The organism is Micromonospora sp. DT229, assembly GCF_049844505.1.
Lineage (GTDB): Bacteria > Actinomycetota > Actinomycetes > Mycobacteriales > Micromonosporaceae > Micromonospora.
In genome coordinates, this window is record NZ_JBNCLD010000004.1 from 13,961 (window position 1) to 36,568 (window position 22,608).

Genomic DNA, 22,608 nt, shown 5'->3' on the forward strand with positions numbered 1-22,608 from the left:
CGAATGGACCCCGTGGAGATCACCGAGGCCGGACTGACCCTCCGGCCGTGGCGGCCGACCGACGCCGACGACCTGCATCGCGCCTGCCAGGATCCGGAGATCCAGCGCTGGATCGACTTCCCCCGACCCTACCGGCCGCAGGACGCGCAACGGTTCATCGCGGGCCGCACCCGCCAGTGGGCGGAGGGCACGGCAGCCGCCTTCGCGGTCTGCGACGCCGCCGCCGGTCGACTCCTCGGCACCTGCGATCTACAGGGTATCGACCAGGGTCGGCAGCTCAGCGAGATCGGCTACTGGACCGCCCCGTGGGCACGCGGGCAGGGCGTGGCCGTACGTGCGGTCCGCGCCCTGGCCCGGTGGTCCTTCACGGAGCTGAACCTGCGCCGGCTGCTCTGGAATTCCCCGGCCGGCAACTACCCTGCCCGGCTGGTCGCCCTGCGCGCTGGCTTCCGGATCGAGGGGCGGCTGCGCGCGGCCGACCCGGCGCGCGGCAGCTACGAGTGGTTCGGCTCGCTGCTGCCCGGCGAGGTGCCGGCGCCCGACGAGATCGGTCCGGCCGGCCCGGGCACCCTGGAGGCCCGCCGGGCCGCCGTCTTCGGCCGACCCCAGCCCACGATCTTCGCCAGCACCCCACGGCGCGAGCTGCGGCTCCGTCCGCTGGAGGAACGTGACCTGGCGGCATTGGTGATCACCTGCCAGGCCCCAGAGACCCTGCGGTGGACCACCGTCCCCGATCCCTACGACCGGTCGGCGGCCGAGTCCTTCCTGATCCACTGCCAGGACTGCTGGGCGGGCGGCACCGCGGCCAACTACGTGATCGCCGACGAACAGGATCACTACGCCGGCTCGATCGACCTGCGGCTGTCCCCCACCGATCCCCTGCTGGCCGACGTCGGCTTCATGACCGCGCCACATGCCCGGGGCCGGGGTTACCAGACGGCGGCGCTGGCCGCGCTGGCCACCTGGGGTTTCGCCACCCTCGGGCTGGCCCGCATCGAGTGGCGGGCGAACGTCGGCAACCTGGCCTCCCGCCGGGTCGCCGAGCGGGCCGGCTTCACCATGGAGGGCACCGCCCGGGGTCTGCTGAACCACCGTGGCACCCGGGCCGACGCCTGGATCGGTGCCCTGCTGGCCGAGGATCTGGCCACAGCCGGCGGTGCGGCACGCGGCAACGGTCGACCGGGGCGGGTGACGGCATGACTGTCGAGCCCATCGAGGCCCACGGGGTACGACTGCGGCCGTTCCGCCTGGACGACCTGACCGATGTCGTGGCCGGCTGCGCCGACCCGGTTACCCAACGTTTCATGGACGGCATGCCCCGCCCGTACACCGAGGCCGACGCCCGGCGATGGATCACCGAGGGCGCCCCGGCGGTGGCCGCCTCGGGTGGTGCCGCGTACGCCGTCGCCGACCCGGCCACCGACCGGCTGCTCGGCGGCGTGGGGCTGAGTAACCCGCTGCCCCAGCGGCGGCAGGCCGAGATCGGCTACTGGGTGCTGCCGGACGCGCGGGGTCGCGGGGTGGCCACGGCGGCCACCCGGGCGTTGGCCGAGCATGCCTTCGCTGACGGCATCGACCGGCTGGAACTGCTCACCAGGCTGGAGAACGTGGCCAGCCAGCGGGTCGCGGTGGCGGCCGGTTTCCGACCCGAGGGGGTACGCCGGGGTGGCGGCCTGGCCCCCGGCGGTAGCCGGCCCGACCTGGCGGTCTGGGCGCGGCTGGCCGACGATCCGCCCGGGCCGTACCCCCGTCCGCTGCCCGACCTGCCCGAGGGGCGACTCACCGACGGGGTGATCGTGCTCCGGCGGTTGGAGCCCGAGGACACCGACGAGATGTACCGCCTGAACACCAGCCCGGAGGTGGTGTCCTCCCGGGTGCCACCCGGCCCGCCCACCCGGGAGGAAATCGCAGGGCGTGGTCTCGGCACGGCCCACCAGTGGCTGGTCGGCACGGTCGCGGCGATGACCATCCTCGACGCGGCCTCCGGTGCGGTGGCCGGGTCCTGCATGCTGCTGCACGACCAGCCCGCCGGGCAGGCGATGCTGGGCTACAGCCTGTTCCCGCAGTGGCGGGGACGCGGCTACGCCACCCGGGCGGTGCGGCTGCTGGCCCGGTGGGGTTTCACGCAGGTCGGCCTGGCCCGGGTGTGGGCCGGCACCCTGCCGGAGAACCTGGCCTCCCGGCGGGTACTGGAACGGGCCGGTTTCCGCTACGAGGGTCTGCTGCGCTCCCGGCTACCCGGCGTCGAGGGCAACCGGCGGGACTCGACCGTGTACGGGCTGCTCCCCGGCGAACTGGTGGACTGAGCGCCTGAGCGCGGCGCGGGTCGGCGGCAGCGCCCCGACCCGCGCCGACCTCGGTCAGATGTCGAGCGAGATGATGCCGTAGTCGTATGCGTGCCGTCGGTAGACGACACTGGGGCGACCGGATTCCTTGTCCTGGAACAGGTAGAAATCGTGGCCGACGAGTTCCATCTGGAACAGCGCGTCATCGACGGTCATCGGCTCGGCCGGGTGCACCTTCTCCCGGGCGATGTGCCACGGCTGGTCGTCGTACTGGTCCTCCTCGGCCCGCTCGGCGACCGCGGTGGCACCCGGTGCGCTCAGAGCGGCGGAGAACATGTCGGCGACCGGCAGGCCGGCGGTGGCAGCGGCGACCGACACCGGCGCGCGCCGACCCCGGTGTACGCGACGCCGGTCAGCGGCGCGGCGTAGTCGGGCGTCGAGCTTGGCGATGGCCGAGTCCAGCGCGCTGTAGAAGTCGCTCGTGCAGGCCTCGGCCCGGATCACCGGGCCCCGGGAGAAGCAGGTGATTTCCACTCGCTGGCAGTGGTCGGCCTGGCGCGGATTGCGCTCGTGGAAAAGCTCCACCTCGGCCCGGATAAGTTTGTGGTCGTAACGTTCGAGCTTCGCCAGTTTTTCGGCTACGTGCACCCGGTAATGATCCGGCACTTCGACGTTACGGCCCTTGACCACGATGTCCACGTGACCTCCCTTGTTCGGACGGTCTTTGCTCCGAGAACTCCGGTCGCACGTCCGGGGAGGGGTCCCGCTCGGCGTCGACCGGTCAATACGGCTACGCCTCCTCTCACCGCCGGGGTGGGCTAATGATCTCCTACCCTCGACAAGCAAACGCTAACTCTTATTTGCTCCCTCGTCATCCCCAGCCGCCGACCCGGGCCGGAATTTTGCAGAGATCACACACGAAGGGGTGAACGGAAACACAATCGGTCACCGCTTGTGCCTTTTTTCGGTAGCCGCAAGAACCGCCGCCACCGACGGCGACATTCCTGGCACGCGCAGCAATTGGCTGATCGCGGCGAGGGTGGACCCGGTGGTGATGATGTCGTCCAGCAGCACCACGGTCACCCCGGGCGGAATCGGGCCGACACCCGGCCGGATCCGGAAGGCCCCCAGGGCGGTGGCCGCCCGGCCGGCGCTGTCCAGGGTGACCGAATCGGGCCGGGACATCGCCTGCACCGGCCGCTGCACCCGTACCGGCCAACCCGCCCCGCCCAGCCTGCGGGCACAGTGCCGGGCCAGTCGCCCCAGATGATCGCCGTAGCGGGCCCGGGCCGCCGCCGGGGTGTCCGGCACCGGCACCAGCACCAGGGGGCGCACCGATCCGACCGCCGCGGCCACGACCTCGGCGAGCAGGGCCCCGAGGGGCCGGGCCAGACCGTGCCGGCCATGATCCTTGTACGCGAGCAGAACCTCCCGTAACGGCCCGGCGTAGCTACCCAGGGCGTGACAGGGCGGCAGCCCCACCGGGGCCGGAACCGGTCGGACCGCCCCGGGACGCAGGGCCCGCAACACGGTCACGCAATCCGGACAGACCCCGTGCCGCAGCCCCGAGCGACGCTGCCGACAGCCGGCGCACTCCGTGGGCAGGGCCAGGTCGGCCAGATCCGCCCACAGCCCGCCCAGCACTGCCGACTCAGTAGAGGAAGACCGGTGCGGTGGGATTGCCCGGACGGACCCCGGTCGGCGGGGCGGTGACCTCCTGGACCTGTTCCCGCACGATCCGCTCGAACGGATTGCTGCGGTAGGTCACCCCGTTGGCCTCGTACATGAAGGTGGCGGCCAGCGGGGAGGTCGGGGTGGCGGGGTGGGCGGCCAGGTGGGTGACCTCGGCACCGGCGTCGTCGCGCAGCCGGGTCTCCAGGGCCCCGTCGACACTGACGTCGTAGATCGCCGGCCGACCGGCGGCCCCGGCCACCAGCAGCCGACCTTCCGCCCACCAGTCGACCGCGGTCAGCCGGGTCAGGGAGGTGGTCAGGCGTCGGGCCGGCCCGATGGTGGGTACTCCGCCCTCCCAGCTGATCGCGGCCACGTACAGCGCACCGCCGACGATCAGGGCGATCCGGTGCCCGTCCAGGGCGGCCGCCACCGCCTCGACCCGACCCGGCAGGCCGAGTTGCACCGGACGCATCACCGCCCGGTCGTCGAAGCGGTGCAGCTCGCCGTCGGCGACCACCAGACCGGCCGGCTGATCGCTGTCGGTGCGCAACCAGACCGGCCGACCGATCGCGGTGTGGGTGGGCCCGGCCGTGAAGCTCTCCACCACCTCGCGGCCCCGGCCGACACTGAGCCGCTGTCGGCCCCCGGACGCGCCGACCACCAGGGCGGCCAGCACGTCGTCGCCGGCCCGTCGCAGCCCTGCGGAGAACACGCCGCGGTTCGCCTCGGCCGCCACCGGCACCCGGCCGATCGGCTCGTTGGCCACGGCCAGGGCGTGCACCGCGCCTTCGTACACGCAGAAGCGTCGGCCGGTGTCCTCCAGCGGGTAGAGCTGGTTCGCCGTCCGCTGCTCGCCGAGGTCGACGAGCTTGCGGGACTGGTTCAGGATCTTGATCTCCAGGATGCCGTCCAGCTCCAGCAGCGACCAGGCCAGTTGGGTGGCGAACTGCTCCAACCGGACGTCGTCGGCGCCGGGCATGTCGAGATTGACCTCCCACCGGCCGTCCGAGCCGGTGGCATTGTTGATCATCTCGGTGCGGTCGGGCAGCCCGGAGACGCCGACCCGCAGCCAGTCCGAGGGGCCCGCGGTCAGCCAGCGGACCACCTCACTGACCCGTCGCTCGGCGGGCACCGCCGAGGAGAGGTACCGCTGGTCGGGCACCAGGCGGGTCCGTTCGGAGTTCCAGAAGTAGATGGATTCGGTCTGGTAGTACAGGCGCAGGGCCTCGTCGCTGAGCAGCAGGATGTTCGGTGGGTCACTGACGTAGAAACCGGCGTCGTCCTGACCCGCCGGACCGGCGTTGATCAGGCGGAACTCGTAGGTCGTCTCGGTGGCCAGTGGTGGGACCAGCATGCCGTTGGCCCGCAGCAGCCCGACCTGCTGCACGCTGATGGTGACCTTCATGCTGTCGACATCCGGCTCGATCACCGGGTCGTCGGTGAGGCGTACCACCGACAGGGCGACCTCGCTGCCCTGCTTGACCTGAAGGCCACCCCGTTCGGAGGCCGCGATGTACTGCTTGACCCGCTCGTAGGCCCGGTCCGGCTCGCCGGCCGCGGCGGCCAGGAAGTTGCGGACGAAGGCCTCGGCGTCGCTTCCGCTGGCCTCCCGGGGCAGCGGTTCACTGCCCCGCCCCAGCGACCAACTGGCCTCCGCCGCCGGCCCACGCTGCTCGGTCTGCACCTCCGAGCGGTCCGGAATGCCACAACCGGTGAGCACCAGCACCACCCCGAGCGCACCGCTGAGCATCCGCCGCTTCACGACCCCACCTCCGCGCGCTGCTCGGCGACCGGGGTCGCCGGCCCGACCGTCAGGGCCCCGTCCGGTCCCGGGCCGATGGCCAGCAGGTCCTCGGCGGGCGAGGCACCGAACGGCAGGGCGGCGTCCGCCGGCACCAGCCGCAGCGGCGAGGTGATCAGCCGGTCACCGGCCCGCGCCGGCAGGGTCAGCCGGAACTGGGCACCCTGCCCAGGTGCCCCCCACGCCTCCAGCCAGCCACCGTGCAGCCGCGCGTCCTCCAGGCTGATCGACAACCCCAGCCCGGTGCCGCCGGTCTGCCGGGCCCGGGAGGGATCGGCCCGCCAGAACCGGTTGAAGACCAACTTCTCCTCGCCGGGCTTGAGCCCGACACCGTGATCCCGAACGGTGACCGCTACCGCGGTCTCGTCCATGCCCAGGGTGATGTGCACCGGCCTACCCTCACCGTGTTCGACCGCGTTGCCGACCAGGTTACGCAGCACCCGCTCGACCCGGCGCGGGTCGATCTCGGCGATCACCGGGGTCGCCGGGAGATCCAACTCGATCTCCACACCGACCCGTTCGGCCAGGCCGGAGAGGCGGTCCACCACCCGGTGCACCACCGGCACCAGGTCGGTCGGCTCGGCGTCCAGGACGGCGAAACCCGCGTCGAACCGGCTGATCTCCAGCAGGTCGGTCAGCAGTTCCTCGAACCGGTCCAACTCGGCCTGCAACAACTCGGCGCTGCGGGCCACGGAGGGCTCGAACCCCTCCCGCTCGGCGAAGATCAGATCGGCGGCCATCCGTACCGTGGTCAGCGGGGTACGCAGCTCGTGTGAGACGTCCGAGGTGAACCGGCGCTGCAACCGCGACATCTCCTCCAGCCGCAGGATCTGCCGTTGCAGGTTGGTGGCCATCTGGTTGAAGGAGGCGGCGAGCAGGGCCAGGTCGTCCTCGCCGTTGACGGCCATCCGCTGGTCGAGCAGCCCGGCGGAGAGCCGCTGGGCGGTGCGGGCCGCTACCCGTACCGGTGTCACCACCAGCCGGGTCACCAGCGCGGCCAGCAGTCCGAGCAGCAGCACCAGGGCCACCCCGGTGGCCACCACGGTGGCTCGGGCCTGGCTGGCGGTCGCGTCCTGCAAGGTCAACGGTACGAAGTAGTAGAGCTCCACCTGGCCGAAGCGGGTGGGCACCGGCGAGCCGTAGACCAGGTACTTGGTGTTCCGATCGCCGGTCAGCCGACCGGTCTGGATCTGGTTGGCCACGTTGCCGCCGGCCACCGCCGTCCGCAGCTCAGGGCTGATCAACGGTCGGAAATCCACCGCGGGTGAGCTGCGCGGCAGGATCATGCCGCCGGCGCTGTCCGCGGTCAGCGCCACGACCACCCCGCTGGTCTGCTGGGGGTCACCGCCGGCCAGGTAGTTGACCGTGCCGTCGATGGTCTCCTGGAGTTGGGCCTCCTGCGGCTGGCTGTAGAGGCTGAACTGCTTGGCCGCGTACTCCGCTCCGCTGGTCAGCCGCAGCCGCACATCGGTCTTGGCGTTGTCCAGCAGGATGCTGGTGATGTTGCCGGCGATCAGGTAGGCGAAGCCGCCCACCAGCAGGCTGGAGACCACGAGGGTGATGGTGACCACCCGCACCTGCAAGGAGCGACGCCAGGTGTGGTGCAGGCCGGCGAACAGCCGGGCCGCCCGACCGCTGAGCCGACGCCACACCTCCCGCCCCGCGTCGGGACGGCGGGACGTGGCGTCTGGGTCCGGAGTCGGGGAGGTGGTCACAGTGCGACCCAGGCTATCCCGTACCCGCCTTGTAGCCCACGCCCCGCACGGTGAGGATGATTTCCGGTCGCTCCGGATCCGGCTCGATCTTGGCCCGTAGGCGCTGCACGTGCACGTTGACCAGCCGGGTGTCGGCCGCGTGCCGGTAGCCCCAGACCTGCTCCAGCAGGACCTCCCGGGTGAAGACCTGACGCGGCTTGCGGGCCAGCGCCACCAGCAGGTCGAACTCCAGCGGGGTCAGCTTCACCTCCTCGCCGTTGCGGCTGACGGTGTGTGCCGGCACGTCGATGGAGATCTGGTTGCCGGGCGGACCGATGGTGAGCAGTTCCGGTGCCGCGTCCTCGCCCCGGCGCAACCGGGCCCGCATCCGGGCCACCAGTTCCTTGGGCTTGAACGGCTTGACCACGTAGTCGTCCGCGCCCGACTCCAGGCCGAGCACCACATCGACGGTGTCGCTCTTGGCGGTCAGCATCACGATCGGTACGCCGGACTCGGCGCGAATCGCCCGCGCCACGTCGATGCCACTCATTCCGGGCAGCATCAGGTCAAGCAGCACGATATCGGGACGATTATCGCGGAATGCGGCCAGAGCGCGCTCCCCGTCCGCCACAAAGGAAGGCATGAATCCCTCGCTACGCAGCACGATGCCAAGCATCTCGGCGAGCGCAGGATCGTCGTCGACCACCAGTACCCGGGCTCTCATGGGGTTAATGTTTCCATCCCGTCCAACTCAGGGGGTTCGGGCGTCATCCCGGCACGCTACTGCCCACACCCACGCCGTGCCCCACATCAGCCGGTACACCAGTCGCACGAGCCACCCCACCGGCCGGGGCTCCACGCGTCCGGCCCGCGCGTGTCAACATGATCCCTGGCTGCGCCCCCGCGCGCCACCGCCCCCGCCTTCGACAGGAGTGCGCGTGCCCTACGCCGGCTCGATCGCCGTACTCCCCAGGCGACCGCTCACCGTCGGTGAACTGCTCGACTCCGCAGTGCTGCTGCTCCGCAGCCACGCCGGGGCGCTGCTGCCCATGGCCGCCGCGCTCGCCCTCCTCGAACAACTCCTCCTGCTGCCCCTGCGCAGCGCCGTCGGTGTGCACCCGCCGCTGTGGTGGGCACCCTCCCTCGGCAATCTGGGCCCCATGCTGTTCCTGCTGGCCGTCGGCGCGGCGACCGAGGCGATGATCATCATGCTGCTCGGTAACCCGGCTGCCCGGGCGGCCGGTGCCGCCCTGGTCGGCCGCCCGATCGCGGCCCGGGACCTGCTCCGGCCCGGCAACGCCCGGTGGGGTGCCACCCTGCTGCTCTGCGCGGTAGTCGGCGCCACGATGCTGGTCGCCTCCCTGCTCGGCCCGACCTGGTTCGCCGCCTTCGCGCTACTCGGGGCGATGGCCCCGGCACTGGCCCTGGACGGGATCAAGGCGGGGAGGGCGCCGGCCCGATCCGCCACCCTCGCGCTGCGGATCGAGGGGCGCGCCGCCGGCCTGCGGCTGCTCGGCTACCTCCTCTGGTGGATCCTGCGGGTCGGCCTGGCCTGGGGCCTGTTCACCGGGCCGACCACGCTGGACCTGATCGTGACGGACTGGGCCGTCCCGGTGGCCATGCTGCTGTGGGCCTTCGTCAACACGGTCGCCTACGCCGCGCTGGCCTGCCTGGACGCGGTCCTGCACCTGGAGACCCGGATCCGCACCGAAGGGCTGGACATCCACCTCTCCCGGGCGCCGTTCGACGCGCCGCCGGCCACCCTGCTGGCGGTGCGGGGATGAGCTTCTCCCGCTGGTGGACCGAGACCACCGCCGCGCTCGGCGATCACATTCCGCTCCCGCTGGTCGCGCTGCTGCTGGTGCTGGTGACGGCGCTGGTCTGCGCCGGCTGGTACACCTACCCCGCCTGGGTGCCCCGCCGACTCCCCCGACCACGCTGGCGGCTCCCCCGCCTCCGTCGGCGCCTCAGGCGACGGCCGAGGCGCCCGGCCCCGGTCGACACCGACGACCCCCTCGACCTTCCGTTGCCGCAGCCCACCGGAACACCGGGGCACCACCTGCCCCTGGCCGACCGGTTGGCCGCCGAGGGACGCTACGACGAGGCCATCCGGGAACGGCTGCGCGGCATGGTCCGCGAACTGTCCGACCGCGAGGTGGTGCGGGTACGTCCCGGCATGACGGTCACCGAGATCGTCGCGGCAGCCACCGCCCGCCGGCCGACCCTCGACCCGCCGCTGACCGCCGCCGCCGCCATCTTCACCAGAGTCTGGTACGCCCAACGCCCTGCCACGGCCGAGCAGGACCACCGGCTGCGGGAGCATGCCGTGACCCTGCGCCGCCTGCTGACCACCCCTTCCGCCGACCACCCTGAAACGGCACCGGCCACGGCCGGCGGCGGCCCGGTCGAGGGCCCGGGAGAGTCCGCCCGATGAGCACCCCGAAGGTCCGCCGGCGTCGTCACCGCATCCTGATCCCGGTGCTGCTGAGCGCGCTGGTCATCACCACCACCCTGGTCACCCGCGCGGTCGACCAGCCGGACCCCAGCGAGGCGGGTTTCCTGTCCCCACTGGCGACCGGCGAGGACGGGGGTAGCCGGTTGGCCGCCAGCCTGGCCGGGCGTGGCGTGGAGGTGCGGCGGGAGACCGACACCCTGGCGGCGTTGCGGGCCACCCGATCCGGTCCGGCCACCCTGTTCGTCCCGGCCCCACAACTGCTGCACCCACAGACCCTCGACGACCTGAACCTGCTGCCCGAACACACCCGGCTGGTGCTGGTCGACCCGCCCCGGCGGGTGCTGGCCGCCGCCGGGATGCCCCTGCGTCCGACGGGCCGGCGGTGGGCGGCACGGGCCGTCGCCCCCCATCTCCCCGGCCCCTGCGCGCTCTCCGAGGTCACCGGCGCCACGGCTGCGGTGGCCCGGCAGCGGTACGCCCCCACCGGGGCACCCGGCTCGGTGGACCTCTGCTACTCCGCCGGGCTGGCCCGGCTACCCGGCCGTACCGAGAGCGTCGTGGTGGGGGCCAGCGACCCCTTCCGCAACAGCCGCATCGACGAGTGGGACAACGAACTCTTCGCCACCGCTCTGCTGGCCACCACCGGGCGGGTGCTCTGGCTGGACCTGGACGGGCCGGCGCCCGCACCCCCCACCCCCAGTACCGTGCGGGCCTCCACACTGCCGGAACCGGACGAGAACCTCTACGGCGAACCCGATGACGATCAGGAGGACCTGGGTGCCGGCGGCAGCACCCGGAGCCCGGCCGGTGAAGTGTCCCCGGGCAACGCCTCCGGCTCCGGGGGACCGGGCCGGGAACAGTCCCCCAACCCCCTCTGGTCTGCCTTCCCACCCTGGTTCTGGGCCCTGCTGGCACAGCTGGTGCTGGCCGCCCTGCTGGTCGCCGCGGCCCGGGCCCGCCGCTTCGGTCCGCCCACCCCGGAACCCCTGCCGGTGGCCGTCACGGCGGCAGAGACGGTGTACGGGCGGGGCCGGCTCTATGAACGGGCCAAGGCCCACCAGAGCAGCGCCGAGGTACTCCGGGCCGCCGCCAAGGCCCGGCTGGCGCGCCGACTGCACCTGCCGGCCGACTCCCCCGAGGCCGCCGCCGTGGTGGCGGCCGAGACCGGGCAACCCCCGGACACCGTTCGTGAGCTGCTCGACGGCGGCACCCCGGAGACCGACCGCGAACTGTTGACCCTGGCCGACGAACTGGACCGGGTGGCCCGCGGCCCACACCCGCCCACCGTTCGGCCCCCGCTGCCCCGATCCTCCGAAGGAGACCTCCGGTGACCCGACCCGCCACCCTCAGCGACCCCCTGGCCGCCGACCCCAGCCGGGCCGCCCTGCACCGACTGCGTACCGAGGTGGCCAAGGCGGTCGTCGGGCAGGAGGGCGTGGTCACCGGGCTGATCGTCGCCCTGCTCTGCCGTGGCCACGTACTGCTGGAGGGGGTACCGGGGGTGGCCAAGACCCTCCTGGTCCGGACCCTCGGCGCGGCCCTGGATCTGTCGACCCGCCGGGTGCAGTTCACCCCCGACCTGATGCCGGGCGACGTCACCGGCTCAACGATCTTCGACGCGCGTACCGCGGCCTTCACCTTCCGGGAAGGGCCGGTCTTCACCAACCTGCTGCTCGCCGACGAGATCAACCGGACTCCCCCGAAGACCCAGTCGGCCCTGCTGGAGGTGATGGAGGAACGGCAGGTCACCATCGAGGGGGAGCAGCATGCACTGCCCGACCCCTTCATCGTCGCGGCCACCCAGAACCCGGTGGAGTACGAGGGCACCTACCCCCTGCCCGAGGCACAGCTGGACCGGTTCCTGCTGAAGCTCACCGTGCCGCTGCCCGGCCGCGACGAGGAACTGGGGGTGCTGCGCGCCCACCACGCCGGCTTCGACCCCCGGGACCTGGCCGCCGCCGGGGTACGCCCGGTGGCCGACGCCACCGACCTGGCGGTGGCCCGCGCGGCGGTCGGCCGGGTCCATGTCGCCGAGCCGCTGTTCGGGTACATCGTCGATCTGTGTCGGGCCACCCGCACCACCCCCGCCCTGGAACTGGGCGCCTCCCCACGCGGGGCGACAGCCCTGCTCGGCACCGCCAAGGCGTGGGCCTGGCTGGCCGGGCGTGACCATGTGGTGCCCGACGACGTGAAGGTGATGGTCCGGCCCACCCTGCGGCACCGGCTGCGGCTACGCCCGGAGGCGGAACTGGAGGGTGTCGGGGTGGACGCCGTACTGGACACGGTGCTGGCCACCGTGCCGACACCACGATGACCTGGCGGGCGGCGGCGCTGCTCGCGGCCGGTGCGCTAACCGTGCCCGCCTGGCCCGCGCCCTTCGTCGGGGTGGCGGTGATGACCGGTCTGGTCCTGCTGCTGTGCGCCCTGGACCTCAGGCTGGCCGCACCCCTGAAGGGGCTCACGGTAGAGCGTGACGGCGACCGTGGTGTCCGACTCGGTGAGACCGCCACGGTCACCCTGCGCCTGCACAACCGCTCCGGCCGGACCCTGCACGCCCAGGTCCGAGACGCCTGGGTGCCCTCGGCCGGAGCCCGACCGGAGGTCCCCCCGGAGCAGGTGGTGCAGGTGCCCCCGGGTGAGACCGCGGCCCTGCCCAGCCGGCTGACCCCCACCCGTCGCGGGGACCGTCCGGCGGTGGCTCTGACGGTCCGTTCCCTAGGGCCCCTGGGACTGGCCTTCCGCCAGCGCACCGACCGACCCCCCACTGCCCCCTGGACCCTGCGGGTACTGCCCCGCTTCGAGTCCCGCCGACACCTGCCCGAGAAGCTGTCCCGGCTACGGGTGATCGACGGGACGCAGGTCGGCCAGGGACGTGGGGCGGGCACCGAGTTCGACACCCTGCACGAGTACGTGCCCGGTGACGATGTGCGTTCCATCGACTGGCGGGCCAGCGCCCGACGAGCCGAGGTGCTGGTGCGCACCTGGCGGCCGGAACGGGACCGGCGACTGGTGTGCGTGCTGGACACCGGCCGCACCGCCGCCGTACGCCTGGGGGACGAGCCCCGCCTGGACACCTCGATCGACGCCGCGCTGTTGCTGACGGCCCTGGCGGCGCGGGCCGGGGACCGGGTGGACGTGCTCGCCGCCGATACCGTGACGCGGGCCTCGGTCGTCGGCGCCGAGCGGCCGGCCCAGTGGCCCCGGCTGGCCCACGCCCTGGCCCCGCTGCAACCGGCCCTGGTGGAGACCGACTTCCAACTGATCGCCGGGGAACTGCTGCGCCGCCACCGGCCGCGCAGTCTGGTGGTGTTGCTGACCGCCCTGGAACCCGGTGCCCTCGGCGCGGGACTGCTGCCGGTGCTGCCCCGGCTCGCCGCCCGGCACCGGGTGCTGGTGGCGACCTCCCAGGATCCGGTGCTGGCCCAGCTCACCGAGACCCCGCCCCGCCACCCGCGCGACGCCTACGCCGCCGCCGCGGCCTGGCGTACCCTCGCCGAACGCAACCGCCTGACGGCGGTGCTGGCCCGCTACGGGGTAGCTGTCGTCGATGTCGCCGCCCCTCGGCTGGCTCCCGCCCTGGCCGACGCCTACCTGACCCTCAAGGCCACCGGCCGTCTCTGAGCGGCACCGGCCGGGAAGCGGGTCACCTGTCGACCTCGGCTCTGGCCCGGGAGCCCAGCAGGACCACATAGGCCAGGAAGGCCAGCCACACGGTGGCGCCGAGGCCGACCCGTACGGCCACCGGCAGGGCCGCGGGGGTGACGAAGGCCTCGATCACCGCTGCGACCGCGAACAACCCGACCAGACCCAGGGCCACCAGGATGGCGTCGCGTCCGGCTCGGGCCACCGCCTGCCCCCGGGTCAACTGCTCCGGCGGGGCGATCCACGCCCAGCCGACCCGCAACCCCACCCCGGCGGCCACGAACACGCCGGTCAGCTCAAGCAGGCCGTGCGGGGTGATCAGGCCGAAGAAGACGTCCGCCCGACCGTAGGAGACCATCACCCCACCGACCACCCCGATGTTCACCACGTTCTGCCACAGCAGGTAGGCCACCGGCACGATGAGCACCCCGGCGGCCAGGCACTTCGCCGCCAGCCAGGCGTTGTGCGTCCAGAGGTGGAAGGCGAAGGTCGGGGCGGAGAACTCCGTGTAGTAGCCGGCGAACCCGGACTCGACGAGGTGAGCGGCCTCCTCCTCCCCGATGAAGGCCGCCGCCGTCTCCGGGTTGTCCGCGACGAAACCGATGAGGGTGAAGGTGAGCAGGGTGAAGACGGTGGCCACCGCGCACCACCAGGGGGCCGCCCGCCACACCGCGCCAGGGAAGCCGGCCAGCAGGAACTCTCCCACCGCCGCCCAGGAGGGCCGGAGCCGGCCGGTCAGCCGGGCCCGGGCCCGGAGCACCACCTGGGAGAGTTCGCCCAGCAGCGCCGGGTCGGGAGAGCGGCTGCGCAGCACCGACAGGTGGGTGCTGGCCCGTTGGTAGAGCGCCACCAACTCGTCGACCTCGGTGGGGTCCAGCCGCCGCCGGTCGCAGAGCTGGCTCAGTCGGCGCCACTCTCCGCCATGCTCCGCGACGTACGCGTCGAGATCCACCGCCAGCCACCCCCGTCCGCGCGATCATAGTGTTCACTGTCCGGGTGAGCGCAGCAGCAGGGGGCACCGCCTCGGCCTGGGGTGACGCCGGTCTGGTCAGCGGTGAGGCCGTCGGGCTGGACGTACGGGCCGCCCGGATCGGCTCCCGGGTGCTCGCGTTGCTGATCGACGTACTGCTCCAGTTGGTGTTCGCCCTGGTGCTCGCCGTGATCGCTGCGTTAACCCTGGCCGCCCTGCCGTACGGCATGGTGGACGCCGCGCTGGAAGGGGCGCTGTTCACCCTCGGGGTCGTCCTGTTGCTGGTCGGCTACCCGGTGGGTTTCGAGCGGCTCAACGACGGCCGCACCCCGGGCAAGGCGGCGGTCGGGCTGCGGGTGGTGAGCCTGGACGGCGCCCCGGTAGGGCTGCGGCAGTCGCTGACCCGGGCCCTGGTCGGGGTGGCCGTCGAGTGGCCGGGCCTGGTGCTGCCGCTGCTGTCCTGGGTGGCCGGTACCACGGTGATGCTCACCGACCCCCGGGGGCGGCGGCTGGGTGACCTGGTGGCCGGCACCCTGGTCGTACACGCCCGGACCGCGGCCAGGTGGCGCCCGGTGCCGGCGCCCGTGCCGGTGCTGGTCAACTGGGCGGGCACCCTGGACCTGAGCCGGTTGGGGCCGGATCTGGCCCTGGCCGTCCGGCAGTATCTGACCCGAGGTCACCAGTTCGCCGAGCCGGCCCGCAGCGACCTGGCCCGGCAGTTGTGGCGGGAGGTCTCCGCGCTGATCACCCCGGCACCACCACCGGGGCTGCCGGAGCCGGTCTACCTGGCCGCCGTCCTGTACGAGCGGCACCGGCGGGCCCGCCACCGGCTGGCCGGTGAGCGGGGACTGACCGCCGCGCTGTGGCCGCAGCTCGACTCGCCGACGGCCGACCCGCTCCCGGTGCCCGCACCTCCGGCCATTCGGGCCCCGACGCCGGTCGAGGCCGCCCCCGGCAGGCCACGCCCGCCGGTCGGGGTACGCCCCTCGGCGCCGGGCCGCCAGGGTGGGGCCGACCGCGATGGCGGACACTGATCAGGCAGGACGACGCCGCCGGTGTCGAGCGCAGACCGGGGAGGCAGTGGTGAGGGGTTTCGGGCCGTGGCTGGCGGTACTGGCGGTGGTGCTGCTGCTCAGCGCGCTGCGGCTGCGCACCCTGGCGGCCCTGGTGTCCGTGGGCTGGCTGATCTACTGCGTGTGGACCTGGGTCCGCCCCAGCCGTCGCAGTCGCCCCGACTGACCCCCGCCGCCCACTGGGCCGAACATGGCGAACCGGGCCGACCCTGGGGGCGGCCCGGTTCGACGAGTGATCAGTAGCGGTAGTGATCCGGCTTGAAGGGGCCCTCGACGGCGATGCCGAGGTAGGCGGCCTGCTCCTTGGTCAGAGTCGAGAGCTTGGCGCCCAGGGCGGCCAGGTGCAGCCGGGCGACCTTCTCGTCCAGGTGCTTCGGCAGCACGTAGACCCCGATCGGGTATTCCTCGGTCTTGGTGAACAGCTCGATCTGGGCGATGGTCTGGTTGGCGAACGAGTTCGACATCACGAAGCTCGGGTGGCCGGTGGCGTTGCCCAGGTTCAGCAGACGCCCCTCGGAGAGCACGATGATGGCGTGGCCGTCGTCGAACTTCCAGAGGTCGACCTGCGGCTTGATGTTCTCCCGGGTGACGTCCGAGCGCTTGGCCAGACCGGCCATGTCGATCTCGTTGTCGAAGTGGCCGATGTTGCCGACGATGGCCTGGTGCTTCATCCGGGCCATGTGCTCGTTGGTGATCACGTCGAAGCAGCCGGTCGCGGTGATGAAGATGTCCGCGATCTCGACCACGTCTTCGAGGGTGGCGACCTGGTAACCGTCCATCGCGGCCTGGAGGGCGCAGATCGGGTCGACCTCGGTCACCACGACCCGGGCGCCCTGGCCACGCAGCGACTCGGCGCAGCCCTTGCCCACGTCGCCGTAGCCGAGCACGACCGCCATCTTGCCGCCGATCAGCACGTCGGTGGCCCGGTTGATGCCGTCGATGAGCGAGTGACGGCAGCCGTACTTGTTGTCGAACTTGCTCTTGGTGACCGAGTCGTTGACGTTGATCGCCGGGAAGAGCAGGGTGCCGGCCCGGTGCATCTCGTAGAGCCGGTGCACGCCGGTGGTGGTCTCCTCGGTGACACCCTTGATGCCGGCGGCGATCCGGGTCCACCGCTGGTTGTCCTCGGCCAGCGAGCGGTGCAGCACGCCGAGGATGACCGCGAACTCCTCGGAGTCGGCGGACTCCACCGGGGGTACGGCACCGACCTTCTCGAACTCGGCACCCTTGTGCACCAGCAGGGTGGCGTCACCACCGTCGTCGAGGATCATGTTCGGACCCACGACGGAACCGTCAGCCGAGGGCTCCGGCCAGGTCAGCACCTGCTCGGTGCACCACCAGTACTCCTCCAGGCTCTCGCCCTTCCAGGCGTACACCGGCACCCCGGAGGGGGCCTCGGGGGTGCCCTCCGGACCGACGACGACCGCGGCGGCGGCGTGGTCCTGGGTGGAGAAGATGTTGCAGGACGCCCAGCGGACCTGGGCGCCGAGCGCCACCAGGGTCTCGATCAGGACGGCGGTCTGAATCGTCATGTGCAGCGACCCGGTGATCCGCGCCCCCGCCAGAGGCTGGGCCTCGGCGAACTCGCGACGGATCGCCATCAGGCCGGGCATCTCGTGCTCCGCGAGGCGGATCTCCTTGCGCCCGAACTCGGCGAGCGACAGATCCGCCACCCGGTAATCGCCTTCGGCGAGGGTGCGCGGCCGGACCTCGGACGACGTTCCGCTTGCGGAAGCCGGGAGGGTGCTGGTCATAAAAGCTCCTGTCGGACGATTGCAGCGCGGTCTCTCACTTTACGCGCGACTGCCCGCTGACGGCTGCCGTGATGACGAACAGCGCACGGGACGGCTAGTGACGAACGTTTCACCGTCCGCCCCCAGCCGCCCCGCACATCCCCCCGGTTTGGTTCCCCCGCGCGTTCTCGGACCTTCGTCGCGATAACGCTGCGCACCCATAGAGTCACACTCCGCAGATGCTGAGTCAAGCTATTTCGGAAAAGTCGGACTCGTGTCGGCCGGAACTCTCCCGCTGAACCGCGACGATCGACGAGATCAGCAGGGGCCGGGTGAGGCGACGTACACCTCACCCACACCGCTGAGGGTGAGGGCCCGACCGGCCGCCGCGCCCACCGCGGCCCCACCGGCGTCAAGGGTCACCGTATCGACGAGGTCGGCGGCGTTGACCTGCCCGGAGGTACACAACACCACCCAGGGCCCCGGCACCGCCAGGGTGACCTCGGGCCGCCGGTCGTTCACCCGCACCCGGTGCAACGCGAAGTCCGGCACCGGCACCGGCCAGGTCACCACCCCCTCCCCGACCGGTCGGGGGGCCACCACCGGCTGGTCGAGCACCTCGAAACGAAGCACCCGGAGCAGTTCGGCCACGTCCACCGGCTTGGGGGTCAACCCGCCCCGCAACACGTTGTCGCTGGCCGCCATCACCTCCACACCGGTGCCGCGCAGATAGGCGTGCAGATTTCCGGCCGGCATCCAGATGGCCTCGCCCGGGGCCAACCGCACCCGGTTGAGCAGCAAGGCCACCACCACCCCCGGATCGGCCGGGTAGGCCTCGGCCAACAGCTCGACCAGATCCGTGTCCGGCCCGGCCACCGCCGCCGTCCGCACCGCCGCCACCAGCCCGGCACGCTGCGCCGACGGCCAGGTCAGCAGCAGGCGTACGGCCTCGGGCAGCCCGGCCACACCGGCGTCGAGCGCGTCCAGCACCGGCTTCAGCTCCGGTACCCCCAGGCCCGCCAGCACCTCGGCCGAGATCGCCGGATCCCGGAAACCGCACAGCGCCTCCATCGGCCCGAGCGCCACCAGCAACTCCGGCTTGTGGAAGGGGTCCACATAGTTGCGGTGCCCGTCGCCCCGGGCATCGTCCGCGGCGTAGCCCGCTCGGGCCTGCTCGGCGTCCGGATGGGCCTGCAGACTCAGTGGAGCCGCCGCGGCCAGCACCTTCAGCAGGAAGGGCAGCCGGGCGCCGAACCGGTCGAGGACCCCCTTACCCAGCCATCCGGCGGGGTCGGCGGCGAGCACCTCGGTCAGGGCCACCCGCTCACCGGCACGTTTCACAGCAGCCGGTGCACCCGGATGGGCCCCCAGCCACAGTTCGGCCTCCGGGCCCTCGCTGGGCACCGGACGCCCCTGCAACTCGGCGATCGCGCAGCGGGACCCCCACGCGTAGGCCTTGATCGGCCCGTACAGCAGTTCCACCGGTCAGCTCCCCGATCGACCGGAAGCCTCCGCCGGCCCGGTCTTCACCCGGTAGATGTCCGGTTCCAGATAGATCACCCGGGCGACCGGCACGGCCGCCCGAATCCGTGCCTCCACCGCATCGATGTCCCGCGCCAGATCCTCGGCGGTCTCCCAACGCGGCACCGCGATCTTCGCGGCCACCATCAGTTCCTCCGGGCCGAGGTAGAGGGTCTTCATGTGGATGATCCGCTCCACCTCCGGCCCGCCGAGGACCGCCCGCTCGATGGCCGAGATCTCCGCCGGCTCGGCGCCCTCCCCGAGCAGCAGACTCTTGGTCTCCACGGCCAGCACGACCGCGATCGTGACCAGCAGCAGACCGATCATCGCGGTGCCGGCCGCGTCCCACCGACCGTCGCCGGTGGCCAGGGTCATCCCCACCCCGAGCAGGGCGAAGATCAGACCGACCAGGGCACCGAAGTCCTCCAACAGCACCACCGGCAACTCGGGGGCCTTGGACCGGCGGATGAACCTGGTCCAGGACTCCCGGCCCCGGACCAGGTTGGACTCCCGGATCGCGGTACGGAAGGAGAAGGACTCCAACACGATCGCCACCAGCAGTACGACCACCGGCACCCACTGCCAACTGGTGATCCCGTGTGGATCGGACCACTTGTGCCACGCCTCGTACAGCGCGAAGACCCCGCCCAGGCTGAACAGCACGATCGCGACGATGAAGGCGTAGACGTAACGCTCCCGGCCGTAGCCGAAGGGATGTTGCGGGGTGGGGGCACGCCGGGCCCGCTTGCCACCGAGCAGCAGCAGGGCCTGGTTTCCGGTGTCGGCCACCGAGTGGATCGACTCCGCCAGCATCGACGACGACATCGTCAGCAGGTACGCCACGAACTTCGTCACCGCGATGCCGAAGTTGGCCAGCAAGGCCGCGACGATCGCCTTGGTGCCGCCCCCGGCGCTCATGCCCCCGCTCCGCCGGTCACTGGTTGGCCAGCTCCTTCATCTCCGTGATCGCCGGCACCGCCATCGGATCCAGGCCGTGTACCAACGCCAGATAGATCGAGGCGAAGTCCGGTACCGCCACCAGGGAGGCCAGCCGTTCCAACGCCGAACCACCCTCGGCGGTCACCACATCGCACCGTACGCCCCGCCGCTCGGCCAGGGTCTGCACCGCGTCGGCGCGCCGTTCCTCGACCGCCAGGGGCTCGTCGGCGTCGTCCTCGGGGTTCAGGCCGCCGTCCCGCAGCAGCACCAGCCGCAACCGGGTGCCCTCGCCGGTGGACTCCTCCGGATCGGCGAAGATGTCCCGCTCCCCCTCGGCCAGGCCGCCGAAGACACCGTCGAGCAGACCGACCCGGCCCCGACCGGCCTCACCGAGGGCCCCGGTGACCACCGGGTAGCGGGCGTTGGCCGAGAGAGTGTCCCCGAACCGGCGAGCCGCGACCGAGGCCAGCGGTGAGGAGCCCCACACGATCGGGATCGACCCGGCCAGGCCGAGGGCCAGGGATTTCGCCGGGTTGACGAAGGACTCCGCAGTGGGTCGGCAGCGGTCGGCGTCGGCGTCCAGCCGGGCCGCCGTCTCGGCCAGGTCCGCCTCGTTGACCTTCACCAGGCCCAGCGCCCGGGCCGCCAGCAGCACCGGCACGGTCAGCGCCCAGAGGCTGGCCCGGGCCGGCGCCCGGCGAGGCACCGGGATGAACGGGGCACGGGCCCGCTCGGCCATCGACTGCAACTGGGAGTCGGCGGGGCCCACGGCCACCAGCCGGGCCCCGCGCCGGTGCGCCGCCTCGGCGGCACCGAGCGCTTCCGGACTGCGGCCGGAGGCGCTGACCGCGATCACCACGTCGGCGGCACCCACCCAGCCCGGCACCCCCGCGCTGCGGTGCGCGATGACCGGCACCGGACAGCGCGGTCCGGCGACCGTGGCCAACACGTCACCGGTACGCCCGGCGGTACCGATGCCGGCGATCACCACCGCCCGGGGACGGCCGTCATCGGCCAGCACGGACAGGTTCGCCTCGGCGGCCAGCGCGGCGGACTCGCGTACCTGTGCGCCGGCCGAGGCGGTGTGCCGCAACATGCCGCCCGGATCCCGTTCGGCCAGGACCTTGGGGTCGTCGAGCAGTCGTTCGTCGGCGTTGCGGTGGCCGCTTACCCCGGCCGTCCCGTCGATCATGATCGCTCCGCCGGGCCGCGCGCCTCGTCCAGCAGCAGCACCGGTACGTCGTCACGAACCTCGAAGATCCGGCCGCACTCCGTGCAGGTCAAGGTCTGTGCCTGCGCGTCATAGTCCAGCGGGGCATGATGGGTGTCCGGGCAGGCGAGGATTTCCAGCAACTGCGGGTCGAGGGCCACGGCGCGGCTCCTTCCACGTATGCGGTTTCACCGATCGGCGGCACCGAACGGCGCGAGCGATCTTATCGGCGCACCCGGTCGAGTACGTCGTCGCGCAGCGAGGTCATCCGCTGCACCGTGGGGGCCTCGACATTGAGCCGCAGCAACGGCTCGGTGTTCGAGGCACGCAGGTTGAACCACGCCCCGTCCGGGAAGCGCAGGGTGAGTCCGTCCAGTTCGTCGGCCTCGGCCTCCGGGTAGGCGGCCCGCACCTCGGCGACCTTGGCCGCCTGGTCCGCCACGGTCGAGTTGATCTCGCCGGAGGCCACGTACCGCTCGTACTCGGCGGCCAACTCGGACAGCGGCTGCGGCTGCTCCCCGAGGGCGGCCAGGGTGTGCATCGCGGCCAACATGCCGGTGTCGGCGAACCAGAAGTCCCGGAAGTAGTAGTGGGCGGAGTGCTCGCCCCCGAAGACCGCGTTCGTACGGGCCATCTCCGCCTTGATGAAGGAGTGCCCCACCCGGGCCACCACCGGGGTACCACCGTGCTCCCGGATGATCTCCGGCACCGCCTGCGAGGTGATCAGGTTGTGGATGACCGTCGAGCCGGGGTGCTTGCCCAACTCCCGGGCCGCCACCAGGGCGGTGATCGCCGACGGGGAGACCGGCTCGCCCCGCTCGTCGATGACGAAGCAGCGGTCGGCGTCCCCGTCGAAGGCCAGGCCGATGTCCGCGCCGTGGGCCACCACCGCGCGTTGCAGGTCGACCAGGTTGGCCGGGTCCAGGGGGTTGGCCTCGTGGTTGGGGAAGGTGCCGTCCAACTCGAAGTACATCGGCACGATCCGCAACGGCAGGGCCGCCAGGGCGGCGTCACCGAGCACGCTGGGCACGGTGTGCCCGGCCATGCCGTTACCCGCGTCCACCACCACGGTCAGCGGCCGGATGTCGGACAGGTCCACCAAGGTACGCAGGTGCGCCGCGTAGTCGGCCAGCAGGTCCCGCCGGTGCACCGGCGCGCTCGGCTCGCCGACCTGCTCGCCCTTGTCCAGCAGGGCCTGGGCCCGGTCACGGACCTCGGCCAACCCGCTGTCCTGGCCGACCGGACGGGCACCCGCGTGGCACATCTTGATGCCGTTGTACTGCGCCGGATTGTGACTGGCGGTGAACATCGCCCCGGGCAGATCCAGCGCACCGGAGGCGTAGTAGATCATGTCGGTCGAGGCGAGCCCGATCTCGATGACTCCACGCCCCTCGGCGCGTACCCCGGCGGCGAAGGCCGCTGCCAGTCCCGGACCGGAGGCTCGCATGTCGTGCCCGATCAGGACGGCCTTTCCCGCCTCACCGGTGGCGTCGAGCATCTGCGCGAAGGCTGTGCCCAGGGCTGCGGCGACACCCTCGTCCCACTGCTGCGGCACCGTCCCACGGACGTCGTACGCCTTGACGATCTGGGACAGATCAGACACCGGTTCCA

Annotated in this window: 21 protein-coding genes; 9 read left to right on the forward strand and 12 right to left on the reverse strand. The window is 72.2% G+C overall.

The window, feature by feature from the left end:
• Positions 1–3: 3 nt before the first annotated feature.
• Together ACLQ2T_RS07510 and ACLQ2T_RS07515 are read left to right on the forward strand one after the other, a co-directional pair.
• Positions 4–1,200: a GNAT family N-acetyltransferase gene (locus ACLQ2T_RS07510; protein WP_425765258.1), complete on the forward strand. Its 1,197-nt coding sequence runs from the start codon at positions 4–6 to the stop codon at positions 1,198–1,200.
• Complete coding sequence (locus tag ACLQ2T_RS07515) at positions 1,197–2,306, forward strand: GNAT family N-acetyltransferase (protein WP_425765259.1); 1,110 nt, start codon at positions 1,197–1,199, stop codon at positions 2,304–2,306. The genes ACLQ2T_RS07510 and ACLQ2T_RS07515 overlap by 4 nt, the downstream gene beginning before the upstream one ends.
• A gap of 54 nt (positions 2,307–2,360) precedes the next feature.
• Here ACLQ2T_RS07515 and hpf read toward each other — a convergent pair whose 3' ends face one another.
• The 5 genes from hpf to mtrA all read right to left on the reverse strand — a co-directional run bounded on the left by hpf (position 2,361) and on the right by mtrA (position 8,178).
• The gene (gene hpf / locus ACLQ2T_RS07520) at positions 2,361–2,984 is read right to left on the reverse strand and encodes a ribosome hibernation-promoting factor, HPF/YfiA family (RefSeq protein ID WP_425765260.1); all 624 of its coding nucleotides are present in this window, start codon (positions 2,982–2,984) and stop codon (positions 2,361–2,363) included.
• A gap of 246 nt (positions 2,985–3,230) precedes the next feature.
• Positions 3,231–3,929, reverse strand: coding sequence for a ComF family protein (locus tag ACLQ2T_RS07525; RefSeq protein ID WP_425765261.1), 699 nt, complete (start codon positions 3,927–3,929; stop codon positions 3,231–3,233).
• Between the two features lie 7 nt (positions 3,930–3,936).
• Positions 3,937–5,721: an LpqB family beta-propeller domain-containing protein gene (locus ACLQ2T_RS07530; RefSeq protein ID WP_425765262.1), complete on the reverse strand. Its 1,785-nt coding sequence runs from the start codon at positions 5,719–5,721 to the stop codon at positions 3,937–3,939.
• Positions 5,718–7,475: an MtrAB system histidine kinase MtrB gene (gene mtrB, locus ACLQ2T_RS07535; RefSeq protein ID WP_425765263.1), complete on the reverse strand. Its 1,758-nt coding sequence runs from the start codon at positions 7,473–7,475 to the stop codon at positions 5,718–5,720. Before mtrB ends, ACLQ2T_RS07530 begins: the two co-directional genes overlap by 4 nt.
• Before the next feature lie 13 nt (positions 7,476–7,488).
• Positions 7,489–8,178 carry an MtrAB system response regulator MtrA gene (mtrA, locus tag ACLQ2T_RS07540; protein ID WP_119579141.1) on the reverse strand — a complete coding sequence of 230 codons (690 nt, stop codon included), beginning with the start codon at positions 8,176–8,178 and terminating at the stop codon, positions 7,489–7,491.
• Positions 8,179–8,392: 214 nt separating this feature from the next.
• Here mtrA and ACLQ2T_RS07545 point away from each other — a divergent pair, with 214 nt between their 5' ends.
• The 5 genes from ACLQ2T_RS07545 to ACLQ2T_RS07565 are packed head-to-tail and all read left to right on the forward strand — an operon-like array spanning position 8,393 to position 13,530.
• A complete protein-coding gene (locus ACLQ2T_RS07545) occupies positions 8,393–9,238 on the forward strand; it encodes a hypothetical protein (protein ID WP_425765264.1) in 846 nt (281 codons plus the stop codon).
• Positions 9,235–9,888 carry a DUF4129 domain-containing protein gene (locus tag ACLQ2T_RS07550; protein WP_425765265.1) on the forward strand — a complete coding sequence of 218 codons (654 nt, stop codon included), beginning with the start codon at positions 9,235–9,237 and terminating at the stop codon, positions 9,886–9,888. The genes ACLQ2T_RS07545 and ACLQ2T_RS07550 overlap by 4 nt, the downstream gene beginning before the upstream one ends.
• Positions 9,885–11,240, forward strand: coding sequence for a DUF4350 domain-containing protein (locus ACLQ2T_RS07555; RefSeq protein WP_425765266.1), 1,356 nt, complete (start codon positions 9,885–9,887; stop codon positions 11,238–11,240). The genes ACLQ2T_RS07550 and ACLQ2T_RS07555 overlap by 4 nt, the downstream gene beginning before the upstream one ends.
• The gene (locus ACLQ2T_RS07560; RefSeq protein ID WP_425765267.1) at positions 11,237–12,223 is read left to right on the forward strand and encodes an AAA family ATPase; all 987 of its coding nucleotides are present in this window, start codon (positions 11,237–11,239) and stop codon (positions 12,221–12,223) included. Before ACLQ2T_RS07555 ends, ACLQ2T_RS07560 begins: the two co-directional genes overlap by 4 nt.
• Positions 12,220–13,530, forward strand: a complete 1,311-nt coding sequence (locus tag ACLQ2T_RS07565) for a DUF58 domain-containing protein (RefSeq protein ID WP_425765268.1) — start codon at positions 12,220–12,222, stop codon at positions 13,528–13,530. The genes ACLQ2T_RS07560 and ACLQ2T_RS07565 overlap by 4 nt, the downstream gene beginning before the upstream one ends.
• Positions 13,531–13,552: 22 nt before the next feature.
• On the opposite strand, the gene ACLQ2T_RS07570 is transcribed toward ACLQ2T_RS07565, so the two are convergent.
• Positions 13,553–14,503, reverse strand: coding sequence for a stage II sporulation protein M (locus tag ACLQ2T_RS07570; RefSeq protein WP_425765269.1), 951 nt, complete (start codon positions 14,501–14,503; stop codon positions 13,553–13,555).
• Positions 14,504–14,547: 44 nt separating this feature from the next.
• On the opposite strand from ACLQ2T_RS07570, the gene ACLQ2T_RS07575 reads away from it, so the two are divergent.
• Both ACLQ2T_RS07575 and ACLQ2T_RS07580 read left to right on the forward strand, forming a co-directional pair.
• Positions 14,548–15,555: an RDD family protein gene (locus ACLQ2T_RS07575; RefSeq protein WP_425765270.1), complete on the forward strand. Its 1,008-nt coding sequence runs from the start codon at positions 14,548–14,550 to the stop codon at positions 15,553–15,555.
• A gap of 49 nt (positions 15,556–15,604) precedes the next feature.
• Entirely contained in the window at positions 15,605–15,760 is a 156-nt protein-coding gene (locus tag ACLQ2T_RS07580; RefSeq protein WP_425765271.1) for a hypothetical protein, read from the forward strand.
• Positions 15,761–15,830: 70 nt separating this feature from the next.
• Here the strand turns inward: ACLQ2T_RS07580 and ahcY are convergent, their stop codons facing one another.
• The 6 genes from ahcY to ACLQ2T_RS07610 all read right to left on the reverse strand — a co-directional run bounded on the left by ahcY (position 15,831) and on the right by ACLQ2T_RS07610 (position 22,600).
• Positions 15,831–17,348: an adenosylhomocysteinase gene (gene ahcY / locus ACLQ2T_RS07585; protein WP_425765272.1), complete on the reverse strand. Its 1,518-nt coding sequence runs from the start codon at positions 17,346–17,348 to the stop codon at positions 15,831–15,833.
• A gap of 297 nt (positions 17,349–17,645) precedes the next feature.
• The gene (gene manA / locus ACLQ2T_RS07590; protein ID WP_425765273.1) at positions 17,646–18,809 is read right to left on the reverse strand and encodes a mannose-6-phosphate isomerase, class I; all 1,164 of its coding nucleotides are present in this window, start codon (positions 18,807–18,809) and stop codon (positions 17,646–17,648) included.
• A gap of 3 nt (positions 18,810–18,812) precedes the next feature.
• Positions 18,813–19,766, reverse strand: coding sequence for a cation diffusion facilitator family transporter (locus ACLQ2T_RS07595; RefSeq protein WP_425765274.1), 954 nt, complete (start codon positions 19,764–19,766; stop codon positions 18,813–18,815).
• Positions 19,767–19,782: 16 nt separating this feature from the next.
• Complete coding sequence (locus ACLQ2T_RS07600; RefSeq protein ID WP_425765275.1) at positions 19,783–20,979, reverse strand: SIS domain-containing protein; 1,197 nt, start codon at positions 20,977–20,979, stop codon at positions 19,783–19,785.
• Complete coding sequence (locus ACLQ2T_RS07605; RefSeq protein ID WP_013731721.1) at positions 20,976–21,158, reverse strand: Trm112 family protein; 183 nt, start codon at positions 21,156–21,158, stop codon at positions 20,976–20,978. Before ACLQ2T_RS07605 ends, ACLQ2T_RS07600 begins: the two co-directional genes overlap by 4 nt.
• A gap of 62 nt (positions 21,159–21,220) precedes the next feature.
• Positions 21,221–22,600 (reverse strand): phosphomannomutase/phosphoglucomutase, encoded by a 1,380-nt coding sequence (locus tag ACLQ2T_RS07610; RefSeq protein WP_425765276.1) that lies wholly within the window; start codon positions 22,598–22,600, stop codon positions 21,221–21,223.
• Positions 22,601–22,608 lie beyond the last annotated feature (8 nt).